This window comes from Myroides sp. C6-3, from assembly GCF_050522425.1.
Taxonomy (GTDB): Bacteria; Bacteroidota; Bacteroidia; order Flavobacteriales; family Flavobacteriaceae; genus Flavobacterium.
This window is the reverse complement of sequence record NZ_JBMVQP010000031.1, coordinates 23868-44824: the sequence shown is the minus strand read 5'-3', so window position 1 is coordinate 44824 and position 20957 is coordinate 23868. Positions and strand designations below refer to the sequence as shown.

The 20957-nt window shown below is 36.0% G+C and carries 17 protein-coding genes; 13 read left to right on the top strand and 4 right to left on the bottom strand.

The window, feature by feature from the left end; all coding sequences use genetic code 11:
* Nucleotides 1–560: 560 nt before the first annotated feature.
* From ACPDG9_RS12680 to ACPDG9_RS12670, 3 genes are all read left to right on the top strand, one after another.
* On the top strand, nucleotides 561–1004 hold the full coding sequence (locus ACPDG9_RS12680; RefSeq protein ID WP_430528092.1) for a hypothetical protein: 444 nt from the start codon (nucleotides 561–563) through the stop codon (nucleotides 1002–1004).
* Complete coding sequence (locus tag ACPDG9_RS12675) at nucleotides 1001–1636, top strand: hypothetical protein (protein WP_341324253.1); 636 nt, start codon at nucleotides 1001–1003, stop codon at nucleotides 1634–1636. The genes ACPDG9_RS12680 and ACPDG9_RS12675 overlap by 4 nt, the downstream gene beginning before the upstream one ends.
* Nucleotides 1637–2090: 454 nt before the next feature.
* Nucleotides 2091–3077 (top strand): hypothetical protein, encoded by a 987-nt coding sequence (locus ACPDG9_RS12670; RefSeq protein ID WP_430528091.1) that lies wholly within the window; start codon nucleotides 2091–2093, stop codon nucleotides 3075–3077.
* 681 nt (nucleotides 3078–3758) lie between these two features.
* Here the strand turns inward: ACPDG9_RS12670 and ACPDG9_RS12665 are convergent.
* Both ACPDG9_RS12665 and ACPDG9_RS12660 read right to left on the bottom strand, forming a co-directional pair.
* The gene (locus ACPDG9_RS12665; protein ID WP_430528090.1) at nucleotides 3759–4511 is read right to left on the bottom strand and encodes a hypothetical protein; all 753 of its coding nucleotides are present in this window, start codon (nucleotides 4509–4511) and stop codon (nucleotides 3759–3761) included.
* Between the two features lie 5 nt (nucleotides 4512–4516).
* A complete protein-coding gene (locus tag ACPDG9_RS12660; RefSeq protein WP_430528089.1) occupies nucleotides 4517–4885 on the bottom strand; it encodes a hypothetical protein in 369 nt (122 codons plus the stop codon).
* A gap of 261 nt (nucleotides 4886–5146) precedes the next feature.
* Between ACPDG9_RS12660 and ACPDG9_RS12655 the strand changes: the two genes are divergently transcribed.
* Entirely contained in the window at nucleotides 5147–5839 is a 693-nt protein-coding gene (locus ACPDG9_RS12655) for a hypothetical protein (protein ID WP_430528088.1), read from the top strand.
* 447 nt (nucleotides 5840–6286) lie between these two features.
* On the opposite strand, the gene ACPDG9_RS12650 is transcribed toward ACPDG9_RS12655, so the two are convergent.
* Nucleotides 6287–7732 carry an FAD-dependent oxidoreductase gene (locus ACPDG9_RS12650; RefSeq protein ID WP_430528087.1) on the bottom strand — a complete coding sequence of 482 codons (1446 nt, stop codon included), beginning with the start codon at nucleotides 7730–7732 and terminating at the stop codon, nucleotides 6287–6289.
* Nucleotides 7733–8250: 518 nt separating this feature from the next.
* Here ACPDG9_RS12650 and ACPDG9_RS12645 point away from each other — a divergent pair.
* From ACPDG9_RS12645 to pstB, 9 genes are all read left to right on the top strand, one after another.
* Nucleotides 8251–8970, top strand: coding sequence for a hypothetical protein (locus tag ACPDG9_RS12645; RefSeq protein WP_430528086.1), 720 nt, complete (start codon nucleotides 8251–8253; stop codon nucleotides 8968–8970).
* Between the two features lie 6 nt (nucleotides 8971–8976).
* Complete coding sequence (locus tag ACPDG9_RS12640) at nucleotides 8977–10275, top strand: erythromycin esterase family protein (protein ID WP_430528085.1); 1299 nt, start codon at nucleotides 8977–8979, stop codon at nucleotides 10273–10275.
* A 50-nt stretch (nucleotides 10276–10325) separates the two neighbouring features.
* Entirely contained in the window at nucleotides 10326–10796 is a 471-nt protein-coding gene (locus ACPDG9_RS12635; protein WP_430528084.1) for a lipocalin family protein, read from the top strand.
* A gap of 114 nt (nucleotides 10797–10910) precedes the next feature.
* On the top strand, nucleotides 10911–11705 hold the full coding sequence (locus tag ACPDG9_RS12630) for a hypothetical protein (RefSeq protein WP_430528083.1): 795 nt from the start codon (nucleotides 10911–10913) through the stop codon (nucleotides 11703–11705).
* Between the two features lie 764 nt (nucleotides 11706–12469).
* Nucleotides 12470–14668: a fibrinogen-like YCDxxxxGGGW domain-containing protein gene (locus ACPDG9_RS12625; protein ID WP_430528082.1), complete on the top strand. Its 2199-nt coding sequence runs from the start codon at nucleotides 12470–12472 to the stop codon at nucleotides 14666–14668.
* Between the two features lie 298 nt (nucleotides 14669–14966).
* Nucleotides 14967–15830 (top strand): PstS family phosphate ABC transporter substrate-binding protein, encoded by an 864-nt coding sequence (locus ACPDG9_RS12620; RefSeq protein WP_430528081.1) that lies wholly within the window; start codon nucleotides 14967–14969, stop codon nucleotides 15828–15830.
* 1 nt (nucleotide 15831) lies between these two features.
* The gene (pstC, locus tag ACPDG9_RS12615) at nucleotides 15832–16722 is read left to right on the top strand and encodes a phosphate ABC transporter permease subunit PstC (protein ID WP_430528080.1); all 891 of its coding nucleotides are present in this window, start codon (nucleotides 15832–15834) and stop codon (nucleotides 16720–16722) included.
* Nucleotides 16712–17569 (top strand): phosphate ABC transporter permease PstA, encoded by an 858-nt coding sequence (gene pstA / locus ACPDG9_RS12610; protein WP_430528079.1) that lies wholly within the window; start codon nucleotides 16712–16714, stop codon nucleotides 17567–17569. Before pstC ends, pstA begins: the two co-directional genes overlap by 11 nt.
* Entirely contained in the window at nucleotides 17559–18305 is a 747-nt protein-coding gene (gene pstB / locus ACPDG9_RS12605; protein WP_430528078.1) for a phosphate ABC transporter ATP-binding protein PstB, read from the top strand. The genes pstA and pstB overlap by 11 nt, the downstream gene beginning before the upstream one ends.
* A 99-nt stretch (nucleotides 18306–18404) precedes the next feature.
* On the opposite strand, the gene ACPDG9_RS12600 is transcribed toward pstB, so the two are convergent.
* Complete coding sequence (locus tag ACPDG9_RS12600) at nucleotides 18405–20873, bottom strand: YfhO family protein (RefSeq protein WP_430528077.1); 2469 nt, start codon at nucleotides 20871–20873, stop codon at nucleotides 18405–18407.
* Between the last annotated feature and the right edge of the window lie 84 nt (nucleotides 20874–20957).

The following is a 20957-nucleotide window of genomic DNA, read 5'->3' as shown; positions in this document are numbered from 1 at the left end:
TTTAGTATTTCTTTGCTATCCATCATGATGCAAATATATTATTTTACAACTTCCTCCCCAACTTTTGCGCTTGATCCAAAAAAAGCACAATACCGAGTGTAGCGAGGTATTGGTTTTCTTTGTGTCTATTTACCCCGAATAGGATATTTAATCCCTCTCTTCATTGGAGAGTTTTACTCTCAGCATCACTTTTTGGAAATAAAAAAAGCACAATACCGAGTGTAGCGAGGTATTGGTTTTCTTTGTGTCTATTTACCCCGAATAGGATCTGTAATCCCTCTTTCTCCGCTGATTTATAAAAGATAACTTTTTCAAAAGTCATCAAAAAAGCACAAAACCTATGATTCACAACGAGTTATAGGTTTTTTCTTTTTTAAGGGTATCGCATTTTATTCAAAAATGCTCAAAAAAAAGTTACAGATTCGGTGCACAAAAAAATAGGTAAGCAATGTGCACCTTTTAACTGAGCAAACCCTGACACCAAAGGGTACCAGAGAGTTTTAAACTGTGATTTTGGGTGTTTTAATTCGACATTTATTACTATTTAAAACAGTTGAATTATGTTAGAAAAACAGTTATCAATTAATTTCTTTCTCAAACCAAGTAGAGAGAAAAGTGATTTAAGAGGTATTTACCTTAGAATCACAGTAGATGGTATTCGCAAAGAGACTTCTCTTAGTCACAAATGGGATATCAACAGGTGGAACCAAAAAGCAGGTCGTGCCAATGGTGCGAAAGAATATGTCGATGCTATCATTGATGGAACAATAGCTATAGAACGAAAAGCAACTGATTTAACAAAGATTAAACCTGAAACAACAAAAGCATATATTCGTGATGCAGCCAAATATTCTAAAGCAAAAATAGTAGAAACAGGTAAAACATTGGATAAGACAGTATATTTACAAGTAGAAAATATGAAAGGTGTTTCTGATGACTTATTAAAATATGCAGCAGATAGAAATGTTAAAATTATTGATGATATAACAAGTATTTTTAAATGATGAAAAAATATAGAATTGAATTTAGTGCGTATAATTCAGTAAATAAGATTATTAGTACAGAAGAAGAAACATTAGAGTATATTATTGATATAGACTTAGATAATAATCCTACAAAAGAAGAAAAAAAACATTTAGAAACTTCTAATAAATGGGCTCAGTATGCTTATGAACACAATAAGAATTACTATCTAACCTTTTATTTGGATGATATTGCAATTGTTTCTATATCTGTTGATAGTTTAGATATTATAATTGAATATCTAACATTAGAAGATAATTTATATGAAAGCTTCTTGCGGATTGTCCTTCATAAGTATAATTGGAGAAAATTTATGAATGACATAATAGAAGAATACCCAGAAGGAAAGTTATTTCTAAGTCAAATTGAGCTTAAAATTAATAACAACTCTGAACGAATAACTAAACAAATTTCATTTGATAATGAAAAAGAAAATATGAGCTACTATGAGTCGAAATATTCAAAAATAAAAGAAACGTATTCCAAACTAACAAAAGAAGCAAAGGTAAATGTATCTAGTAATTTCATAAAAAAACCATTGACATATGTTGATTATGAATATTTAATAGACTATAAAAATCTACTAAAAGGAGAATATTTAGACTTTTCCTAAATGATAAAATATGTATAGATTAGAATTTACCAAATATAATGGTATTATCGATAAAATATTGGATGAACAGATGACATTAGAAGTTCTTCTTTCATCAGAATTTGATGATAATATACCAAAAGAGCTTATTTCGTATACCCCTAAACAATGGGACAGAATATGCTTTTGAAAATAATCTTGAGTATACAGTTAATTATGTAGGATTTTCAACAAAAAATTGATTTACATTTTCTAATTGATTTATTAATTTAGCTTTTTCATTAACTAGTATCTGCTACTCCGATTTATCAATAGTATTGTTAACTGCTACATACATAGCCCCCCCTATTGTTAAAATTAAGAAGATGTTCAATACAATCAAGTACAACAACCTTTTAGAGCTAACGAGCATTATGGAACAAATGGATCAGGTGGTGGATGTATTGGAAGTAGTAAATAACAAAATAATATAATAATGAAGCAGAGACTTTTTTTTTCAAAGATAAACCAAGAGAATGTTTTAACATTAGAGGATAAATTAATTAATACATCAAGTATTTGTATAATTAATAAAGATTATGATGTTAAATGCTTGAGGATGCTAAATGAGCTTCTTGTCAAGTATTCCGAAATATTAGTACTGTATGAAATCGAAACAAAAAAACTTTTGGAAGAAGGCGATTTAAGTGCATTACAATATCTAAGTAATGTCCAAAATTTATGTATTGCAGTTAATATGGGGATAATTAGTACTCTTGATCAACTTGGAAATATTAAGCATTTAGAAAGTTTAGAACTAATGAATAGGTTTAAAAAGGGTATTTCATTAGAAGTGTTGAATAAATTTACAACGTTAAAACACTTTAGAATTGAGAGCGGGATCACTAATAAGCAACACCAATTTTTAAATATACAAAATAGTTTAAAAATATTAAGAGTATCTTCATTAGACTTAAGTAAATTATCTATTAATCCTTTTATGAAAATATTACTTATTTCAAAAGAATTAAAAAGTGCAGAGTTATTAAATGCAGTTTTTCCTAATTTAAGGACTTTAATGTTAGAAAGATGTAATAAACTTAATCTTGAAGATACTATTTCAAGTTTAGATTTGAAAGCTATTAGGTTGGGACATATTTCTACTGTAGAAAAACTTCCAATTTTTAAATACGCCAATAATATAGAGTTATTTCAATGTGTAGGTTTAAAAAAATTAACAGATGTAAATTCAATCTTTAGTATGACTAATTTAAAAGCTTTAATGATTACAGAGTTGGTAGATATAAATGCAGATATTTTCATTGAGCGATTAAAAGAGCTAAAGTTTTTAAAAGTAGCTTATATAACGTTTAAAAAAGCATCTGAAAGTGATAGAATTTATAACTATTGTTGTGAAAACGGATTACATTTTAAGCAACCTGGGTTAGTTGATTCAGAACGTTTTGGACTTTACTCTTTGTGATTATAAAAGTATTTTATATCATATAGATTTATATGAAATGGATGTTATAGGAATTCAATAATTAAATTGTATCTTTTATTGAGAGTCTTTCAGATGTCTATATAAAGCAAATAATCCTCAAAAAAACTAAGTGAGTTAATCTTTCTTAGTTTTTTTTTGTACGAGGCTACAGCAGATGATATTATCACTTGGGTATTCGAAGAAGGCAACTTTGCTCCTTTAGCTAAGATCAAGGGAAATAAGCGATAAAGCATAGTAACAGATCACCCGATCGCGCGGATTTGTAATCCGTGCGCTAAATTGTAAAAAAAGAGGTTGTTGTAAATACATAATTACTTTTTCAGTTTGATATGTAATTATTCAGATTTAAAAATAATCTTGAGGCTGTGTTTAAAGGATAGATATAGATACGGATTGCACTCGTAGCTTTAGCCAAATTGAACGAAGTTAAACCTGATTGTGTGGACTTCTAGCCTGTGTGTATAACTAAAGTCACGGATTGCACCCGAGGCATCAGCCGAATAGAACGAAGTTAAATCCGCGCCATCGAGTTATATACATAATTTACTATTTATAATGGCACTGTCTCTTAAAGTGTGTAAGTTCAAAAATGGATATCCAATACCCAGCAATAAGTATTTCCGAATAATAAATCTGATAACTTGCTCATAACTTTCCTTTTTACTCTGTATAGTCCGTAGGGTTCTTAAATCCCTCTGCAAGTTCTCCCTCTGCCCATCGCTTCATCCTAAAGATAGAATCCCATTCTCCGAAGTTAGGGTAGGGCTCCCAGTTACTCTCTACATTCACAGGTGACTCAGCTACATACTTCTCTTCTATCCCGTTACCACTGCGGATATCATACATCTTCGTGACCTCTAGATATCCATCAGGGTTAAAGGCATAAGAGATATAATCCTTATTCCTCCAATCGCCATCTATCATCTCTTCTGGATATTTAAAAATTTCTAGCTCCACTAAGAATAATTCTCCTCTTCTGAAGCGCTCTTTATTAAATTCTGATGTATCAAAGGATACTGCATTCTGAAATGTATATTGCATAAACACTCGCTTGTGCTCATCTAAAAAGAAAAGTGTAGCAAACGCCCCTCCAAATCTAATATAAGCATAAGGTTGATCAATAACGTCTATGAGTGCAGTTACATTAAAAGCGCGAGCAATATCATCTACCTTCTCATTAAACTCTTTACTACAAAAAGCAAATTCTCCTGCCCACATTCTATTCATAAACTCTCTATTCATGTCATAAGCATACTTCGCCCATGTCTCTACATCTACAGTCTTCTCAGCTAAGACTTTCTTAGGTATATCTGATTTATAGAAATTACTGTAGTACCAACAAGTATCTTCTTCTGACTTAAGTTTATAATATTCTCTACTCCAATTTTGGTATATGTATCTTAGTTTTCTCATTGTTTTTATTTTTTATTCCACCATTCTAGCATTTTCATTGTTACTTCTTCTACTTCTTGTATGATTACATCTGCCTTACCTGCATGTTCCTTAACAGCATCAGGTATTCCCTTCTCCTGTTTTGGGACTTGGAGTTTTTTATCTCCTTTTAACACATCTGTTCCTGCTCTTTTTGGATTCATCACAGTTTTCTTATGATATTTTTTTCCTATCTCCTCTATGTATTTATATGCAGTATCAAGGGAAATGTCTGCTAGCTGCGTAGCCTTTCTACTGATTACCTCTCCTCCTCCTTTGAGGAAAGTGTCTACTTTACTAAACTTCCCCAATGTCCAAAGTTCGTGTACATATTCACTCCCCATGCGTTTCGCCATTACTTTATTAAACGCTATACCTCTGATAATATTCTGTCCCGATGGCGCGGATTTGTACCTTAAATCCGCGCCATCGAGTCTGTAATCCCTCTTTCTCCGAAATAAACACTGATACTTAATCAGTTAAATCATAAACACCCAATTTTACACCAAAATATATAATTGGCTTTTTATGTAAATTAGCTTAAGATTTTACGAAATACGCATATAGGTGTTATTTTTGTAGTCTTCCGCATTAGCGGTAATAGTAAAACGAAACTGATGAATAAACACGAAGAACTAAATATACAATCTGAATTACTAAAAAAACATTGGGATTTAATTGGTGAAACTTATGTAGTTGCGAAAGAAAAATACAAAGTATGTTTTTCCAACAACACAGATGAAATGAACTGGAAGTATCAAAAAATTTTTGATTTTTTAGTTGAAAAATGGAAAGACATTTACCCAAAATTTGTTCTTATCCCTATTGAAAATCAAGTTTTTGAAATGTTTTATAAAATTCAAACCAAAGGTTTTGAAAAAGAAAAAAACATTTCAGAAGAAATAGACAAGTTCAGTGTCTATTATTATCTGTGCCAATACTTTTACCTTTTTGTAATTCCAAGTTTACGAGATAATTACACCTATGAAGATTATCCAAGGTTTGAAATAAAAACTGACAATCAAAATTTATTACTTCGTGAAATATTTAGTGAATTATGGTATGAGCTAACTGGAAATGATGAAGAATTTGAAGAATTTGATGACCTTGATTTAGAAGAATTTAATGATATTGAGTTTTTCTTACTTAGCTCATTTTTGACAAAATGTTGGAATGAAACAAAGACAAAAACAGGTACAAAAGTAATCGCTATTTTATCAGAAGCAACGAATGTTGGGGAAAATTATTTTTTAGATGAAAACAGAGTTTTATCTGACATAGAACTAGAAGAGATTATAAATAAAAATTGACAAAAATTACTAACGCTAACAAGGGTTTACCACAATCGCAGGTTAAGATTAAAATTTAAAGTTTTGGCTTTCTATTCCGCCAAAACCTAATTAAATTTAATAAAAAACAGCAACTTATGTTTTGAGACACACGAAATTAGAATCGAGCTTTCAAAATGACTTGCTCTTGCAGATTGGTGTTTATGGGCTAGATATAGACGTATAGATAAAGTAACGGTAAAGTCACGGATTGCACTCGAGACTTTAGTCGAATTGAACGAAGTTATTACCCTCAATTTTTAACCACAACCACGAAGCGTATAAACGGCAGTAATGGTCAATGAACCTACATATAAAAGAAGAAGCACTAGGAATGCATAGCTTCAACATCAACAAACGCAAAACCCAAAAGTTATAATTCAAAACAGTTCAAACGGCCTTGCAGTCTCTCCCCTATTTGTTCTTGTTTCAGATGTTATGTTTTTTTGATTTTACTGCGGACCCCCTAGGTTGATCGCATTCTTCTAAAACGAAGGTGGAATGAAGCAGCTGAGCGGCTTGAGCCGAGCCTTTTACTTTTTCAGCACTTCGTGTGAACATAGCCGCTTCAAAGTCGTTTAATACAGCAGTTCTTAAACCCTTTTCTCTCCACGGTGTTGCTGCACATCCTTTAGTAATCATACGCGCTAAGAGTAAGGCATCTAATAAGGCTTGGTTTGCGCCTTGCCCTTTAAACGGACTCATGGGATGAGCCGCATCACCTAAAAGTGTAATAGCATCGTTTTCCTTCCAGTTTTCAGGAGTTAGTAATGCTCTGTCGTATACAGGATAACCTGATATTTTAACGGGTAAAGTAGCTTGAACAAGCTGTGGAATGGGATCATGCCATGGGGTTCTTCTAGAAGCTTCTGCCAGGAGTGCTTCACCCCCCAATTGCGCTAAGGCAATCGCTTCTTTTTCTTCCATAGGAAAACTAAGTTGCCACATCATTGAATCATGGGTATAAGGCATCATATAGATTCTATCTTGGCCATTAGCGGTTTGGAAGACCGTCGTAGCATCTAACAAAGTACTGGTTGTCAAATCTTTTACAGCAGCTAAAGGACAAATACCTAAAATAACCATACAGCCCAAATAATGCAGCGGTGTAACTTCATCTCCCATACTCAATCGACGAACAGCACTGCGGATTCCATCAGCACCTACAACGAGATTCGCTTTCTCTTTTTTAAGGACTCCATTCACCCGAAATGTCAATTCAATTTCATCAGTTGCGACAGAGTTGTAATCGAGTAATTGATGTCCCCATTTTACCTTTGGCTGTTCTCCCAATTGATTGAATAAAGCGAAGCGAAGCGATTGACGAGCGATGTGGATATTGCATTTTTTTGGGGATGTATTGGGAGCTAAAAGTTGCCATTTTCGGAATCCCCAGCTACCGAGAACCTTTCCATCCGTTTGGTGAACCACGTGTTTGGTCGAGACTACTTGCTCCTCTAACGTTAAAAGACCAAAGTCTTTCAAAGCCTTACTCGCTTGTTGTAAGGTGAGTCCATACCCTTGAGAACGAGCATCTAAATTCTCATCGCGCTCAAACATGGTAAAGGGAATTCCACGGTGTAAACAAGCAACCGCTAATGCCATGCCACCGATACCGCCGCCTATGATAGCAACATGTGGGTATTTCGCTGTTGGAGTTGGAGGAAAAGGAGCGGGAACAATACCCGATCCTCCACATGTAGAACAAGCGTGAAGATAAGAAGACAAATGCCCTTTACCCCCCGCGGAATGAACTGGTATTTGTTTGGTCAACTTCGCTTTTTTTCGAGGTCCTTTGTTTTTCTTTCCAAGACCATGACAGCTTATACATACCGTCCAATGTACTCGTTCTTTATCCCCTTGTTCTTTCTTCATATTATTGTGATCGTTTTCATCACCCAAACGAAGAAAAACAAACAGTTAAACGATTGGGAGTCAGTCGAAGCAACAAAGTTACAACAAACGAATAGCAAATAAGGGGGGGGGGGGGATATAAAAAAAATGATCATGGAAATAATAAAAAAGCACCACGCTAGCGGAGTGAGGTATTGTTTTTTTGTACCTATTTACCTTGTTAGGAGCGCTGCAATTTCTTTTTTGAAAGGAACGATCCTATTAGTAGGACAAATTGCCACTCCCCTACTTTGATGCTGAAAATAAAAAAATACAACCGAGGTAGTTTGACTTAATCCTTGTTTGGTCAACTAAAATGAGCGGAGGTTACCCCTGCCTAATTCACAAAAAACTAATTATATTCGTATATAATTTAACGCAATACACCGCTACGTGTTCGTTGACGAAACACCATCGAGTTTTATTTCGCCAACAAAAACGTGTAGTAGCAAGCGTAAAACAACGCTTATAACCAATCTCGAAATCTGACAATTTTTAACATGGAAAGTAAAAAAAACACCCGAACAATATTTCTTGACGCTTGTTCTGAAATTGCAAATCTTTTGAAAGACAGCAATTTTAAAGTTTTACAAAAAGGACAAACACTGAAAAAAGTTTCAGTGAATAAGGATTTGATCTATGAAATTTACTTTCAGTCAAGTTATTTAAATGCTGCTTGTGACATTCAAGTTCTTCCCCATCTAACTATTTATTCTAAAAAACTTAAAGATTGGCAAATCAAACAAACGGGAAACCAACATTGTCAAGGAGCAGTTTATTCGAATACACTAGGTTACTTAAGTCCCTGTGGTTATAGAAAATGGAATGTAGCAGGAATGAATGGAACAAATGAAATAAATCAGATTGCAGCATTACTAAATGATTACGCATTACCTATTTTCAATTTATTTGACAATATTCAAAATGCAATTGATTTTTTGAAAGTAAATGGAACACAGTTCAATACATACACAGAAAAAAGCATAATGCCCATTGATTTTCTGATTTTGTATGCCGACAAAATAGAAAGTGAACAATTTTTCAATAACTTTATTGCTAGTTGTTCCTATAAGGGACGAATAATTTCGCTATACAAGGAGCTCGAAACCACTAAAAATATTGATCTTAATTATTTCGATTTTTATGAAGCCGACAAAGTAAAATTAGCTTTTATCCACGAATTAAAAATAGACGAAAAACAATTTTATCCCCCCTATTAATTTAGTATGCTAAAAATCATCACTAGTCTAGCACTCCTTGCTCCCCTTCTTTTCTTTGCACAAAAAAAAGAAACCATACATTGGTTAACGGAGAATTCCATCACTATTGAAGATGCAAATCCCGATTCTGAACTTACTATCTTTCATAACAACATGCCTATTCAATTTGAAAGGGCAAGAATTTATGGATTCGGAGAGGCTTCGCATAATACCAAAGAATTCTTTGATATAAAGGCAAAGTTCTTTAAGTATTTAGTCCAAAACAAAGGCCTTAAAGTGTTTATTATGGAAGAAAGCTATCAAGCTGAAGCGGGAATAAATGAATGGATAAAAGGAGGACAAAGAGATAAAAAAACAATAGCCAATAACTTTAATCTTGCATTTTGGTATGCCAATGAAGTCATTGATCTTTTGGAATGGATGCGTACTTACAATAGGGACAAACCAGAAGAAGAACAGATACGATTTTATGGTATGGACATGCAGCTAGGTCAGAAAATTAATCTTGAAATACGAGATTTTGTTGCATTGAATAAAATTGCGATTGATGAAGACCTACTAGTGGTAGCAGACAGTTGTTCAACTAAAAAGATTGACTATGAAAAACCTACGGATTGGTGGTCACTTCAAGTACCTAAATTACAGCAACTAAAACAACAAATCTTGCGTTACAATTTAGATAAGGAAAGCTATCAAAGCATTGAAAGAGCATTAAATTACTTGATTAGTTATACCGAATATGCAAGCACCATGAAAGATAAATATCCTACTAGTGCTGAATTCCGAGATTTAAAAATGTTTGAAAATATAAAATACATTGTGGATCAGCAAGCAGCAAACGAAAAAGTTTTTATCTGGGCACATAACGAACATATAAACAAAAAGGAAATGTATGATACTGGCAGTGGAATAATTAATCTAGGACGCCATTTGAAAGAGCACTATCAAGATGAGTATTACAGTGTCGGATTCGACTTTGGTACAGGTACAATACACGGATATGTAACGGATAAGAAAAAAGGACCTTATTGGAAAACGTATCTTATCACTAAACCTTTCCCCAATACATACGCGAAGGTATTAATGGCGGTAGATAAACCTATATTTTTCATCGATATGGAAGATTCGTATAGAACTGAACCCACTCCTTTTTTTACCAAAAAAGCAAAATATTTACTCCTTGGTGGAGGTGGGTACCAACCTAAACCTTTGCATCGAATTTTAATCCATAAGATATTCTACGAGGCCTATGACGGTTTACTCTTTGTCAAAGAAATTTCGCCTCCAACTTTTAATCAAGAATAGAAACAAAATGAATTTAGCATGAACCACGGATGAAATCAAAACAGCATACTATGAAAAAAAAAGTCCACCTTTTCCTACTTGTTATCTTGACCTTAGCCTTATATAGCTGCAAGGAGCAAGAAGCCACAAAAACATATCGCGAAGCAGATGTAATAGGAACATGGGAACTAACATCAGCTAGGCTTTACGATAGAGAGGCCAAGTTTTTAACCGAAACGACACCAAAAGATGAATTTGGGTGTGGAAACCTAACTTGGATTTTTACTACGGATCAAATCGAGCTTGTTACCTATATAGGAAAAGACGAAAACGACCAGTGCTTGGAGGAGGTAATTCAGTTATCTTATACCCTTCAAGATCACACCATCCATACCGTAGACGATACAGGTGTAAAAGAAGAAATGCTCATCACTCATTTGACGGAGGATGAATTCACGTTTATGACTTCCCTACCTAATCCCCTAAATAAGGAAGATAATGCAATTAAATACACAGAAATTAGATGTAAGAGAGTGAAATAAAAAAAACATGTAGTACTTTAGCTCAAATTCTTTGCATGTAGGAAATGGAGCCGAATACAAATCTATTCCACACAATTGCAAGACATCTTTTCACGCACAAATAAAAAAACAGCTATGGGATTTGATATAAGCTACCATCCGATAAAAGAACAAGAAATGCAAGCCTGGTATTTTGATTTGCTTCAAGACGATACAACCCTTGAGGAATTGGCTAAAAAACATCAAATGGATGATTTTTATATAGAGAAATACAGGGATACCCTTGACGTAGCGAAACAAACACCCCCAACGGCTAATTTTGACAAGACACATGGCTATTATATAGCTGTAATACAAGGCTTTTTCAGAACCTTCTTTTACACCCGAGGTTCTGCCTATTCTTTTTTGATGGAAGAGCATCCATTGTTTAAAAAATACACAACCCCGTGGCAAGAGGTCTTAACTGTTGATCTTCCTAACCCGATCCACAATGCGATAAGTGAAAACTACAGCTCTGGCGTTTATATGTCGGCGGCAAATGTTGTGGAATTACTATCAGACTACCACGCAAATGACAGCATTAAAAAAGAACTAGACGATTTCTATTCACATGGGAGAATCAATGTTTTTATCAACGCGTTAACCTATGCCAAAGAGCACAATCTAGGTCTTTTAGAAGCAACCGAAGTTATCGAACCTAATCCACTAGACCTCAATGAATCTACTTGTTATTCCAATTTATTTAATTGTGACCTAGAAGGAGCCTTACTATATGAAGCAGCAGTCATTGAGCAATTAAAAGAGATTGAAACAGACCCCAACTTAACAGATAGTGAAATACTTTCGCATACTGAGTACGTAAAAACGACAGTAGAAGAAGTAGCTGAAACGAAGAAAAAGGGATTTTGGCAAAATCTATTTGGAAAATAAAACACCACACCTATCTTCTGCGGTTCTACTTCAAATACAGGATAATTTAGAAGATGATCTACCTCAAGGACTATAGTAGTACCTTGCGTAAGTATTTTAAATAAAAAATAGCTCGTTTACTCTTGAGTAATGCTTTTTTATTGGTCGGAGGTGCTAAGAAAAAAGAGGGTGATTCATCTACAAAATCAACAACTCAAAATTCAGAACCAATGACAGCTAACAAAGATTTTAATTTGCATAAACTCGAAGTGACTTTGTGTAAGGCTCTTTTTACTTTGGTGTAATCACAAGCTTCATGGTTGGATACTGCTAACCTTTCACTTCTCGGCAATTATTTAGGGAGCAAATTCAGCACTCCTAAACCTCAATAAATTAGGACCTTCTTCCTTAATAAAATAAGCACACATCGTTGAGCCCCCTTAATCGCAACAATTACCTGTAAGGCAACAGATAAGCATTTCCCCTAATGATCAAACCTCATAATAATCAACACTTTAGTTCACGAAAAATCGCATTTCACGAATAAGAAACAGAAACACCAATGTATTTAGGACTAAATCACGAGTAAACCACCCACACATTTCTCAAACAATTCACCTTTTACGACATTAAATCAATAATTTATATATTTTATTCTATTTATTTTGACATATTAAAGTATTTTTTTATTTATTTAACAAAAATAACACTACACATTGCTTTTAACATAAAAATATGATAATTTTAGGATTTAAAATAATTTCTGAATAAAAACACATTTTTTTATGAAAACAAAAGTATTTATTCTATTATCCTTACTCTATAGCTTTAGTATGCTTGCTCAGGTGGGTGTGCATACAAGAGATCCCAAAGTGAGTATGGAAATAAAGGCCACTACTTCTGGCCCTCCCAATGGTCTATTACTCCCTCGAGTAACCGTAGAACAGTTGGATAACGACGCGAGCAAATATGGGGAAGATCAACATGGAACAATGGTTTATGTAATGGATTCAGATGGACAAGGTCCTACAACTTCCTATATTTACAATGCAGGATTTTATGTTTTTAATGCTTATACAAGTATGTGGCATTTAATGGATTCTGAACCTTGGATGTCTGCAGATACGGGTTTACCTGCATCGATGAACCACGAAAGCATTTACCAAAATGGAAGTATTGGTATTGGAACCAATATGATTAATGAAAATGCACAAATGGAAATAACGTCTAATAGCAAGGGGCTGTTAATTCCTCGTTTGTCGACGATTCAGCGAAACGGCATTGAAAATCCAGCCAATGGGTTGATGATTTTTAATACAACAACAAACTGTTTAAATTATTACGATGGTCAAATTAAACGTTGGTTGAGTATGTGCGGTACCTATGATCCTGCACAATTTACTTTCCTCAACTGTGATCCACCTGTTGGACCACAGGGAACTTACACACAAGGAAGTGCGCTAAACACGTCAAATACATACACTTTATCGCTAAATATATCTGAACCAGGAACGTATCAAATCCTAATTAATACAGGAAATGGGTATTCGTTTTCTGGTTCTGGTGTTTTTACAGAAACGGGCAATCAGCTGGTGGTGTTAGAAGGACAAGGATCTCCTTTAAACGGTCCAACAACGGATGAAATTACCGTAAAATTTAACGGTGTTGATGTGATCGCCAATTGTAGTTTACCTAAAATTACGGTTGTTGGTGCTTCTACACAATTTAACGTAAACTGTAGTCAAGCGGTCGTAACGGGTGATTACTATGCGAATTTAGCGGTTACAGGAGGTCACTATGTAGATATTCCAGTAACGGATGTAATCACAACAGGCTCTATCTTACTTGAGACACCGACAATTAATGGGATTAAATTCTCAACGGGTTCTATTAATATTACCAACGCTACAACCTCTATTCGCTTTTATGCACAGGGAACTCCGGCAGCTATAGGTTCAACAACGTATACGTTTGCGATTCCTACTTCTCCGGCAGCTCAGTGTTCGTTTACCGTTCAAATAAAAAGTGGAAGAGGTACATTTGTACAACCAGCAGATCGATGCATCCAAATTCTCGATGAAAACCCAACGGCAACAGATGGGTATTATTGGGTACAAGATGGTTCAAGCAACAAGTACAAAACGTATTGTGATATGAGTAATGGCGGCTGGACTTTGGTAAAATCGATGTCAGAGAAATTCATTTTAGTCGATTTCAGAAGCCAAAACGAATCAATTGGAAGTCAACCGGGAAGAGGAATGGTTACCTCACAAACAGGCAAGTTTAACGAGTATAACTTCTCTTTACCAGCGGCAACTGTAAATAATGTTGGACGCAGTTTAGGAGCTACTAAAAACTTTAGATTTACCATTAAAGAAAAAGGACATACAACAGATCCAAACGCGACCTATCAAGAGGTTGAAAGCACTACTGTTGCACCAATTAACGACCGTTGGACGTTAGATAACTATTGGAACGTAACCACTTTAACAGGTAATCCAGCAACTTCTAATTTTGCAGGAAATCTAACAAACAATACCTCAGAGGGTAAATTATTCGGAAAAACGCTAACCAAACCAGGAACAACGAATCCAGATTACTACTACTATTTTGATGGAGTTCGTTTTGCTGCGAATCCTCCAGGTATGTATAGTCAATCGGGATTCTTTACCGGTTTTTACGGAGCATTGGGGTATGCTGGAAATACGTCAACTACAGTTGCCTATGTTTATCCTTCGGGAACAGCAGGTGCTGGAAACTCCTTTATTTTCCGCAAATACGACATCAATGATTTGTTTGGTCTTTACATGAATACTGAGCGTCAATTAAATCACCACATTGGTACGTGTAGTGATAGCACGGATGATTTCGGTGGAGAAAGTAACTGTAAAGCAGGTTGGTCCAATTGGCGACCACACCGACTGAACCGAATTGGCTCTTCTAATGTATATGAAGGTAGAATTGTTCAATATTGGGTGAAATAAAAAGCTAACCCTTTTACAAAAAAGCGCTAACTAGTTTCTTGTACTAGTTAGCGCTTTTTCTTTGCTTATAAACTACTGAGCGACTCCTCTACCCTTTCCCTCTTTCCTTCCTTTTTTTTGGCTCCCTTGTCTTTCTACTAGAGTGAAAAAGAGACAAAACACAGCAAGCAGTTAGAATCTCCCCATTTAACTACAGTGAAAAGTCTACATTAATTTTCACTTCATCCCGACACACGCTTAACACATTGATAATATTAGAGTAATCATTACGTTAAAAGAAACACTGTTTTTTGTGCCAATGAAACAGCTATACATTCTAACACGAAAAAACCTGCTCATTCTCTCGTCTTTGCTGTTGTTATCCTGTGGAGACAAGAATCATTCGATCAAGATGAAAGGATCGGATACCGAGGTTAACCTTGCGGTTAACTTAGCAGAAAAGTACACTGAAGTAGATGCCGATTTTAGTATTGCTATCTCTGGAGGGGGATCGGGAATCGGAATCACCTCTTTGTTAAACGGTCAGGCGGATATTGCCAATTCTTCTCGTCCTTTATCAGACAAGGAAATCCAACAATTTGAAGACAAAAAAATCGAGGTAAGAACAGTTATTTTTGCTGAAGATGCTACAGCTTTTGTCGTTCACAAGGATCTTCCCATTGAAGAGATCGACCTTGAAACACTAGCCAAAATCATGAAAGGCGAACTCACCAATTGGAATCAACTGACGGATGTAGATTTACCTATTAATATATATGGGCGTCAGAGTAGTTCAGGAACGCATTCATTTATTAAAAAGAAACTCAAAATAGAATTTTCTAATGCTGCCAAAGAGATGACGGGTAATGCCCAGATTCTCGAGGGAATCAAAACCGATAAATCGGGTATTGGCTATGTAGGTGCGGGTTATATCTCCCATGAAACGGCAACCAATCCAACAGTTAAAATACTCAGTATCAAAGAAACGCCTACCTCAGTTGCGTACTCCCCTATCGATGCACACGCCATCAATAACAGTCTCTACTTTTTTCAACGTCCTTTATATCAATTTATCCTAGAGGATTCTTGGGAAAAGGTGAAGCCGTTTATCGACTTTGAGAACAGTGAAGCAGGTAAACAGCTGATTAAGGAACACGGATATTACATCATAGAACGACCATAAAATGAAATATAAAGTTAGAATAAGTTTAGATATTGCCTTTCAATATATCTTTAAAGCAACAGGGTTATTAGTTCTTTGTTTGCTAGGTGGAATTTTAGCGCTTTTGATTTACAATTCGATTTCTTTTTTTACCGCTGTAAAACCACTTGATTTTATCACGGGAATGGAATGGAATCCAACGGCAAAAACCCCAGCATACGGTATGTTACCACTGATATTGAGTACAACACTTGTTACATTTGGAGCAATGCTGATCGCCATTCCCCTAGGGATTGGTACAGCCGCTTTTATCTCTGAATATGCGGGAACACGACTCAAAAACATTTTAAAACCCGCGATTGAAATGCTAGCTGCTGTACCTTCTGTTGTGATTGGTTTTTTGGGCATTGTTGTCGTGAGTCCAGGATTAGCAGATATGGCTGGTTTACCCAATGGTTTGAATGCCTTAAATGGTGCGATATTACTAGCAGTCATGGCGCTACCAACGATTATTACCATTGCCGAAGATGCGATTCACGCGGTACCTAAAACCTATAAAGAAGCAAGCTATGGTGTAGGTGCTACGAAATGGCAAACCCTTCGCAAGGTAATCATCCCCGCAGCAGCGCCTGGAATTATCTCCGCTATTATGTTGGGTGTAGGACGCGCGATTGGAGAAACCATGACGGTATTAATGGCAACAGGTAATGCTGCTCTAATCCCAACAGGGTTTTTCGATTCGGTAAAAACCATGACAGCGACTATCGCCATTGAAATGGGGGAAGTACCCTATCAAACCACGCACTACTACGGCTTATATGCATTAGCGACTGTTTTGTTCTTTATGACCTTAATTGCCAATCTTGTAGGAGAATATTTTATCAACCGCTTAAGAAAATACCATGCAGCCTAATAAATTTAAATTATCTTCTATCCTTGAATGGGGAACCTTAGTGGGAACCACGCTTATTGTTTGCTTTTTCTTGGTTGTTATCCTCTTGGAAATTGTAAGTAAAGGAGTGGGAAGTCTTTCGTGGGAGTTTATCACGAGCGTTCCGAAAGAAGGAATGACCAAAGGAGGAATCCTAACGCCAATCATCGGAACGGTCTTAATTACACTAATCACAGCCTTGTTCAGTATTCCCTTTGGCGTATGTTGTGCGATTTACTTGAATGAATATGCTGAAAACAATTGGTTAACGCGTATCATTCGCGCAGCTATTCGAAATTTATCAGGTGTGCCATCTATTATCTACGGGTTATTTGGTTTGGCTTTATTTGTACAAACCCTTCAGTTGGGTACCTCTCTTTTAGCTGCTGGATTAACCTTAGGATTACTTTCTCTTCCGTATATCATTACCACAACGGAAGAAGCATTAATGCAAATTCCCAACAGCACCAGAGAAGCTGCTTTAGCTGTGGGAGCAACCAAATTTGAAACGATCAAAGATGTGGTGATTCCATCTGCTGTTCCTGGTATTTTGACGGGAGTGGTATTAACCCTATCTAGAGCCGCCGGAGAAACTGCCCCCATCCTCTTTACGGGTGCTGCCTTTTACATCAGCGATACTAATGGGTATATCAATCAAGAGTTCATGGCACTCCCCTACCACTTATACATGTTATCTACCCAACACCAATCGATTGACGAAGTGAGACCCATTGCCTATGGAACGGCTTTAGTCTTAATTATTGTGGTGTTTTTATTAAACCTAAGCGCATTTTATATCCGTTATAAATTCAGAAAAAATGAAAACTAAATTATCTGCTGATCAGTTAAACATTAGCTTTGGAAGCAAACACGTTTTAAAGAATGTAAGTGTACAATTTGAAGAAAATAAAATCACAGCTTTAATTGGTCCTTCGGGTTGTGGAAAGAGTACGTTGTTGCGCAGCTTTAACCGCATGCACGACTTGGTTCCCTATGCTAAGATTCAAGGTACAATCCAATTAGAAGATCAAGATATCTACGCTAAAAACATACCTGTAACGGAAATTAGAAAGCGCATTGGAATGGTGTTTCAAAAGGCAAATCCCTTTCCTAAGAGCATCTATGACAATATTGCGTATGGCTTAAAAATCAACAACCTTCCACACGATAAGAGCGTGATCGAAAAAGCCTTAACGGAAGCCTTTTTATGGGATGAGGTAAAAGACGATTTAAAAATGCCTGCGCATCGTTTATCAGGAGGTCAACAGCAACGCCTTTGTATTGCAAGAGCGGTGGCCTTACGTCCAGAAGTCATCTTAATGGACGAACCTTGTTCGGCTTTGGATCCTGTGAGTACAATTAAAATTGAGGAGTTAATTCTCCATCTCAAAGAAAAATACACGATTGCCATTGTTACGCATAATATGCAACAAGCGCAACGCATCGCGGATCATACTTATTTTATGTATTTAGGAGAAGTAAAAGAAAGTGGATTGACACAAGATATCTTCGAAAATCCAAAACACGAAATGACGAAGAATTACATCAATGGGGTATTTGGATAAAACAAAGGAGTTTTGCGCTTCCACATCAGTCAACCCCAGTGGTAAATAAACCAGAATAAAAAAAGGCAACTCTTTTATACAGGAGTTACCTTTGTCGTTCTATTTTTTGCTCTTCTTGTATTGATATAAAATAGCCAAACCAAAAAGTAATAATCCTACTGCCAAAGTAAGTAACGTGATCGTCGTTCCCCTTTGAATGACCTCTGGTTCAAATTTAAATTCCAACTTATGTTGTCCTGCTGGGATAGGCAGTCCGCGCAATAAATAATTCACTTCATAATGCGGCACAAGTTGATGATCCAAATAAGCATTCCATCCCTTTGAATAATACACCTCTGAGAAAACAGCAAACCCCTGCTGTTGATTGTTTACTTCATATTGCAAGTGATCCGGACGATTGCCAATCAGCTTAATTGTCGCTGTTGAATCAACGACATAATCGGTTTGTTTTGCTAGTTCAGCAAACTTGCTTCCATTGACCACGGCTTCTCTTTTTACATCTAACGTAGTCAACGCTTTCATTTCTTCGTCAGCGGTTTCAACCACTTTCACCGCTTGAACAAACCATGCAGAACCATTGGCTCTAGGGTTGACAATAGGTACTTCCTCTCTGTCTTCTGTTTCTAAAATAAGGTATTTGACATTGAGCATATCCAATACGGGGAGACTTTTTTCTAACGTCAAAGTCTCTAAATCGATGTGATTCAGCAGGGTATGCAATTGAGGTTCTACCTGATAAAGGAATACCTGATCTGCCTTTTGAGGTCGAACCGCACTATAGCCCCCTACCGATTTGTGGAAGAAATTGGTTCTCGCCTGTAGGCGTCCTTGCGGATTATATACGCGATAGTGTCCTTTGTCTTGTAGGATATATTCATCTGCTTGACTCATTTGAAAGGGAACACTCATCTCGTAAGAACTAACGAAGTTATCGTCATTCACGTAGTTTCGGTCTATAAGCACTAAATCGGCCACCATGAAGCTCCCTACTATAACCGTAGCTACCACAGCAGGTATATACTTTTTAGCCGTCAAAAACAGTGCAACGATAACAGCGCCCACATAAAGAGAAGAACGCCATAAATCGGCAGTATACACGCGTTGTCTTTCTTTAACTAATTGCATTAAAAAGACACGTCCTTGTTCTGTTTGCATATACATTTGGTCGCGATAAGAGGTAAAGCTAAATCCTTGTTTTCCCAACCAAAGAACAACGACTAAAGCAAAGAAAATCCCCCCACTTTGAAGTAAATACCTCTTTTGCTCTTTTTCATCTAACTGAAAATAGGTTTGCAAGCCCATAATAGCGAGAATAGGCATACACAGCTCCACAATAACTTGAATGGAAGAAACCGCTCTAAATTTATCGTATAAAGGCACATAGTCAATAAAGAAATTCGTCAACCAAGGGAAGTTTTTCCCCCAGGACAAGAAGAGCGTTACTACAATACTAGCGATAAAAACGTATTTGATCTTTCGCTTATCTGCAAGTAAGCACAAAACAGCGAGAAAAAAAACGATAGCTCCGATATACGCAGGGGCTTCTACAATAGGTTGATCTCCCCAATACAAAGGTACTTTGGATACAAAATCTCTTGCATCACTTGGCAGAGCCCCTTGATTAATCGCATATTGATATAAGACTGAATTTTCTCCCACATCTTCAGCCATCCCGCCTCCGAATAATCGAGGAAAAATAAGATTTAAGCTTTCGCCAATACCATAGCTATATTCCGTAATATAGTCATAGTTCATGGCTGATTGTGTGTCGTTGGTCGAACCATCTGGATTAAAAGTTAATTCACTTTTATGGCGAATGGTAAACTGAGAAAACTCAGCAGTAGCCAACAGACTCGTCGCATTAGCTCCTAAAGCTAAGACCGCAGCGACAACAAGTATTCCTATTGAGCGAAACAAATGCTTATAATCTTGTTCTTTTGCGATTTGAATTGTGTAATACACCCCTAAAAAGAAAAGGACAAACAACAAATAATAGGTCATTTGAAAGTGATTGGCTTGTATTTCTAGCGCAACAGCTAAGGTGGTGAGCACACCGCCTAAGAAATAGTGCTTTTGAAAAACAAGTATAATTCCGGACAGAACTAAAGGCATATACGCAATAGCGTGTGCTTTGGCATTGTGTCCTGCACCAAAAATAATAATCAAATACGTTGAAAACCCAAAAGCTAAGGCCCCAAAAAAAGCTTTTAGCGGTTTGACCCTCAACGTGAGCAATAAGACATAAAAGGATAGCAAATACAAAACTAAATAATCTGCTGGTCGAGGTAAAAATCGAATCGTACGATCTAATTCTTTTATGTAGTTATAGGGATAATCCGCTCCCAGTTGATAGGTCGGCATGCCCAAAAAAGAATTGTCTGTCCAATACAACTCCACGCCTTCTTCTAAACTATAATCTTTCTGCGTACTCGACATGCCTATGTATTGTGCAATATCTGATTGATAGATCGTTTTGACTTCCATCACAGGAGAAAAATACAGCAAGGCAATTAACATAAAACCAAAAAACGCTAAAATATGTGGAAAATATCGGTAGACTTTTTTCATAATTTTATATAAATAATACATCAAATATAAAATATTCGAACCTATCTCGTGTCAACTCCTTTGACTTATTTTTTTTCATCACGG

Coding starts and splice junctions, on each gene's coding strand:
- ACPDG9_RS12670 (WP_430528091.1), top strand. CDS start 2,091: ATGAAGCAGAGACTTTTTTTTTCAAAGATAAACCAAGAGAATGTTTTA.
- ACPDG9_RS12635 (WP_430528084.1), top strand. CDS start 10,326: ATGAAAAAAAAAGTCCACCTTTTCCTACTTGTTATCTTGACCTTAGCC.
- ACPDG9_RS12640 (WP_430528085.1), top strand. CDS start 8,977: ATGCTAAAAATCATCACTAGTCTAGCACTCCTTGCTCCCCTTCTTTTC.
- ACPDG9_RS12660 (WP_430528089.1), bottom strand. CDS start 4,885: ATGGCGAAACGCATGGGGAGTGAATATGTACACGAACTTTGGACATTG.
- ACPDG9_RS12650 (WP_430528087.1), bottom strand. CDS start 7,732: ATGAAGAAAGAACAAGGGGATAAAGAACGAGTACATTGGACGGTATGT.
- ACPDG9_RS12645 (WP_430528086.1), top strand. CDS start 8,251: ATGGAAAGTAAAAAAAACACCCGAACAATATTTCTTGACGCTTGTTCT.
- ACPDG9_RS12620 (WP_430528081.1), top strand. CDS start 14,967: ATGAAACAGCTATACATTCTAACACGAAAAAACCTGCTCATTCTCTCG.
- pstB (WP_430528078.1), top strand. CDS start 17,559: ATGAAAACTAAATTATCTGCTGATCAGTTAAACATTAGCTTTGGAAGC.
- ACPDG9_RS12675 (WP_341324253.1), top strand. CDS start 1,001: ATGATGAAAAAATATAGAATTGAATTTAGTGCGTATAATTCAGTAAAT.
- ACPDG9_RS12655 (WP_430528088.1), top strand. CDS start 5,147: ATGAATAAACACGAAGAACTAAATATACAATCTGAATTACTAAAAAAA.
- ACPDG9_RS12630 (WP_430528083.1), top strand. CDS start 10,911: ATGGGATTTGATATAAGCTACCATCCGATAAAAGAACAAGAAATGCAA.
- ACPDG9_RS12665 (WP_430528090.1), bottom strand. CDS start 4,511: ATGAGAAAACTAAGATACATATACCAAAATTGGAGTAGAGAATATTAT.
- pstC (WP_430528080.1), top strand. CDS start 15,832: ATGAAATATAAAGTTAGAATAAGTTTAGATATTGCCTTTCAATATATC.
- pstA (WP_430528079.1), top strand. CDS start 16,712: ATGCAGCCTAATAAATTTAAATTATCTTCTATCCTTGAATGGGGAACC.
- ACPDG9_RS12600 (WP_430528077.1), bottom strand. CDS start 20,873: ATGAAAAAAGTCTACCGATATTTTCCACATATTTTAGCGTTTTTTGGT.
- ACPDG9_RS12680 (WP_430528092.1), top strand. CDS start 561: ATGTTAGAAAAACAGTTATCAATTAATTTCTTTCTCAAACCAAGTAGA.
- ACPDG9_RS12625 (WP_430528082.1), top strand. CDS start 12,470: ATGAAAACAAAAGTATTTATTCTATTATCCTTACTCTATAGCTTTAGT.